Genomic DNA, 4,540 nt, shown 5'->3' with positions numbered 1-4,540 from the left:
GTCTTGTCGCTCGCGTGGTCGGACTGAAATTCGACACGGGAGATCCCGAGCGCATTGTGGACAAAGGTGTGCCGACCGGCGACGAGGACATTCTGTTCCTGGCGCTTGCCCATGAGGTCGATGACCTGGCGGACGGCGGACTGGCGTTTGCGCCCAAATACGGCCAGTCGATTCGTTCGAGGGTTGCTGCCTGCGCCACTCTGGCCAGGAATCTGGGCCGCGAAAATCTTGCCGCCACCATCGAAGGTTACGGCGCCCGCTACGAGACGATGGCGTGGGCTGCTCCCCTCCAGGAGACGAAGCTGGTGGGCTTTCAGATGACGCCTAATTTGCGCACATACATCAAATTGCGTCGGCACAAGCTGCGCGGGGAGTCGATCGAGGTGCTTTGACGCCTTGCCGGCCATGCGACAGCATCGGGTACCGATGCACATCCGCTGAAGAACTCGCCGTCCTCACCGGTTCAGTCGTCGTAGCCCTGGATTGCCCCAAAGGCGTAACGGCGCAGCTTCAGCGCGGCGATCAAATTGGTCAGCTTCGTCTTGCCGTCGAAGCCGTCCTGAAACATCTCGTCATGCATCAGCAGGATCAGCTTGCCGGGCTTGACGAAGCGGCCATAGCCGAACAGATGATCGATCTCGCTGACCAGATGGTCGACGCTCTGCACCGGCTCGCCGTTGTCCTTGTGCACCCATTCATGGTCCCAGCCGTAGAGATAGAAGCCTGAGGCCGCGACAAATTCGTAGTCGGGCTCTTCATGCCCCTCCTGGGCGAGGCCAAGCGAAGTGTCGTTCTTCGACATGGAGGGCAGCCTGAACACGTCGCGCCCCGGCAGCCTTGCATGCACCACGGGCTTCAAGCCGAGCACCGCGTTTGCCCGTACCATGTCGGCGACGACACCCTCGGTGTCGCCGTAGAAATGCCGGTAGTGATTGTAGGCATGGCTGTAGCTGTGGTTGCCGAGCGTCACCAGAGGAAGCTGCTTGGCGCGCTGGACGAGCGCTCTGTTGGCAGCGCTCGCCTGTGCGTGCATGCCGACCATGAATAGGGTTGCAGGAACCTGCTCGGCCTCCAGCACGTCGAGGATGTTGCTTGTGCCGTTCAGCGGCCCATCGTCGAAGGTAAGATAGATGGTGCGATCGGCGCCCTGGGCGGGGGCCGCAAAGATCAGCAGTGCCGCAAGGGCAAACCGAAACGGTGTCATCAGCCCCGATATCCCTGTTGCGATCACGACAAGGCGGCCATCTTCACACGCGGTTGTCAAGGCAGCCCGGCCGTACCTATGCCAGGCTTCCTTGCAGCACCGTCAGCTTGGCCTTCTTCGGCATGCGAGCGGTCAGCCATTCCAGCGCCTTGTCGTGCGGCATCGGGAAGGCGATGGAGTAGCCCTGCACCTGGTCACAGCCGATCGCCATCAGCGAATCGAGCTCGGCCTCGGTTTCGGCACCCTCCGCGACGATCGAGATGCCGAGGCCACGCGCCAGCTCGGTGATGGCGCGCACGATCTTCGAGTTGTCGCCATTCTCATGGATGTTCTGAACGAAGCGGCGATCGATCTTCAGCCGGTCGATCTCGTTCGGGTTGACATGGCTGAGCGAAGCATAGCCGGTGCCGAAATCATCGAGTTCGAGATGGACGCCGGCTGCCCTGATGTGGCGCAGCTTGGCGGCGATGCCTGTCTTTTCGTCGTCGAGGATGACGGATTCGACGATTTCCAGCGACAGTTTTTGCGGCGGCAGCCCAGCCTTTTCCAGCGTCTCGAACAAGAACGCATCGAAATCGTGCTCGCGCAGCTCGGTGCCGGAAACATTGACGGCAAGCCGTCCGAAGGCAATGCCGGCGCGATTCCATTCGGCCGCCTCGTTGATCGCCTTGGTGATGACGATGCGGCCGATCTCGGGCATGAAGCCGCATTTCTCGGCGACCGGGATGAATTCGCCGGGCGGGATCATGCCGCGCTCCGCATGGTTCCAGCGCACCAGCGCCTCTATGCCGCTGATCGTGCCGTTGGTCAGCGAGACCTGCGGCTGGAAATAGACCTGGAACGCCCGCTCCGCGATGGCGACCTTGATGTCGTGCTCGAGCTGCTTGCGATAATCGAGTTCGCGGCGCAGTTCCTCGGAGAAGAAGGAGAAGTTGCCACCGCCAAGCTTCTTGGCGGAATAAAGCGCCAGGTCGGCATGGACCAGCAAATCCCCAGCATTGTCGGCGTCGATCGGATAGACCGCGATGCCGGCGCTGGCGCCTGGGAGAATGGTCGTGCCCTGGAAGACGATCGGCTCGTTGATGTGCGCCAAGATGCGCCGCGCCAGCATGTTGATGTCTTCGGTGCCGCCGGCGCCGCCGAGGATCATGACGAACTCGTCGCCGCCCAGGCGCACGCACAGATCCGACGCCCGGCAGGAATCGCGCATGCGCTGTGCCGTGACGACCAGCACATAGTCGCCGGCGGCGTGGCCGAGCGTATCGTTGATCTGCTTGAACCGATCGAGATCGAGCTGGACGACGGCAAGGCGTTCGCGACGCCGGTGCGTGCCCTTGATCAGCGTGTCGAAATGATCGGTCAGGAACGTGCGGTTGTGCAGGCCGGTGAGGCCGTCATGAACCGCGATGAAGGCCATGGAATTGCGCGCGTCGATCAGTTCATGCGTCTTGCGCAGGATGGCGTTCGACATCGGCCTGAAGATGAAGAGCGCCACCAGTATGATGACGCCGATTGTGGCGTAGAACAGCGTGCGATGGAGAGCGAGCAGCTTCTCGGAGCGGTCGTCGGCGTCGGCAGTGATGCGCTGGCCGAGCGCGGCATAACCCGACAAGGTCGCATTGGCGACTGAGGCGTCGAGATTGACGCGTTCGCCGCCGCCCTTGTAGCCGCCATTGCCGTTGAATTGCGATTCATAGGCCGAGATCAGGCGGTCGCCATTGGCGATCAGCCCGACGGAGAAATAGTCGAGGTGGAAGGGCTTGGCGAAGAGGACGCTTTCGATCGACTTCGGGTCGAGCTTGGCCGGCGATTGCGGATCGGCTCCTGTCTGATCGAGCAGCAGGTCGTAGTTGGTCTCGAACTCCGCCGTTGCCTGCTTGAGCGCGCTGACCAGCGCCGGTTGCTTGTCGCGTGAACCGGCACCCGTTGCACTGGCAAGGAAGACGATGCGCTGCGACAGCGTCTTTTGTGTGCTGACGATGTCGAGCAAGGTGTGATTGTGCTGTTGGGTGGCCATCATCTGCTGCAGCAGGATGAAGGAGGCGATCACCATGGCCGCAATGATCAGCAGGGCCAGCCAATAGCCAGCCTTGATCAGCAGTATGAGCTTGCCTGAAACGGTTTGCACCGGCTGCTGCGACATTTTCGGGGGCGGCCCTCTCGCCTAAGGATTCTTGCCTAGGGATTCTTGTATGAGCACCATTGAACTGCAAACGTTAACAGGACCGGAAATCGACGGCTGTCCGGCAAGGGGCGGCCGTGGAAAGATCGCGGAATGGTTATCGGCTCGTTTAGCACCGTACCGGCATTTGAGCGGTCATCGGCCAGAACCTTTGTCGTGGCGTCGTTCCTCGGCCGCGTGATGATCGACATCGGGGCCGCATCGTGCTGCTTGCCACCGATCCGGTCGTTTTTGCGATGGATTTTTCGCGCGGACGAGACGACAGTCGGCCCACATCAAACGAGGCTAGGTCATGACCGCAGCATTCCTCTCCCACATCGACAGCGAGCTCGCGGGGCTCAAATCGGCAGGCCTCTACAAGTCGGAGCGGGTGATCACTTCGACGCAGTCGGCCGAGATCGAGGTCGGCGGCGACAAGGTGTTGAATTTCTGTGCCAACAACTATCTCGGCCTCGCCGATAGCGCCGATTTGCGCAATGCTGCCAAGCAGGCGCTCGACCGCTATGGCTACGGCATGGCATCGGTGCGCTTCATCTGCGGCACGCAGGAAGAGCACAAGCAACTCGAAGCCACGATTTCCTCCTTCCTCGGCATGGAAGACACCATCCTTTACGGCTCCTGCTTCGATGCCAATGGCGGCCTGTTCGAGACGCTGCTGGGCGAGGAAGACGCCATTATTTCGGATGCCTTGAATCATGCCTCGATCATCGATGGTGTGCGGCTGTCGAAGGCCAAACGTTTCCGCTACGCCAACAACGACATGGCCGATCTCGAGGCGCGCCTGAAGGAAGCCCGGGACTGCCGCTTCCGGTTGATCGCCACCGACGGCGTGTTTTCGATGGATGGCATCATCGCCAATCTCAGGGGTGTCTGCGACCTCGCCGAGAAGTATGACGCCATGGTGATGGTCGACGACAGCCATGCCGTCGGCTTCGTCGGTCAGAACGGCCGCGGCTCGGCCGAGCATTGCGGCGTCGAGGGCAGGGTCGACATCATCACCGGGACGCTCGGCAAGGCACTTGGTGGGGCCTCCGGTGGTTACACCTCGGGCAAAAGCCAGGTGGTCGACTGGTTGCGCCAGCGCTCACGGCCGTATCTCTTTTCCAACACGCTGATGCCGGCGATCGCCGGCGCTTCGATCAAGGTGTTCGAGC

The 4,540-nt window shown here is 61.5% G+C and carries 3 protein-coding genes and 1 pseudogene; 2 read left to right on the top strand and 2 right to left on the bottom strand.

What is annotated here, in order from left to right:
* Positions 1–392 (top strand): annotated as a pseudogene (locus EN969_RS18290) (hypothetical protein); the annotation flags it as partial.
* A 71-nt stretch (positions 393–463) separates the two neighbouring features.
* Here EN969_RS18290 and EN969_RS18285 read toward each other — a convergent pair.
* Both EN969_RS18285 and EN969_RS18280 read right to left on the bottom strand, forming a co-directional pair.
* Positions 464–1,204 carry a polysaccharide deacetylase family protein gene (locus EN969_RS18285; protein ID WP_081714379.1) on the bottom strand — a complete coding sequence of 247 codons (741 nt, stop codon included), beginning with the start codon at positions 1,202–1,204 and terminating at the stop codon, positions 464–466.
* Between the two features lie 76 nt (positions 1,205–1,280).
* The gene (locus EN969_RS18280; protein ID WP_063167734.1) at positions 1,281–3,347 is read right to left on the bottom strand and encodes an EAL domain-containing protein; all 2,067 of its coding nucleotides are present in this window, start codon (positions 3,345–3,347) and stop codon (positions 1,281–1,283) included.
* Between the two features lie 331 nt (positions 3,348–3,678).
* On the opposite strand from EN969_RS18280, the gene EN969_RS18275 reads away from it, so the two are divergent.
* On the top strand, positions 3,679–4,540 hold an 862-nt coding region (locus tag EN969_RS18275), incomplete at its 3' end, for a glycine C-acetyltransferase (RefSeq protein ID WP_127419291.1).

It is taken from the genome of Mesorhizobium sp. M7A.F.Ca.CA.003.01.2.1, from assembly GCF_003998945.1.
GTDB classification, from domain to species: domain Bacteria; phylum Pseudomonadota; class Alphaproteobacteria; order Rhizobiales; family Rhizobiaceae; genus Mesorhizobium; species Mesorhizobium ciceri.
The sequence above is the reverse complement of the archived record's forward strand: the minus strand, read 5'-3'. Positions and strand labels throughout refer to the sequence as shown.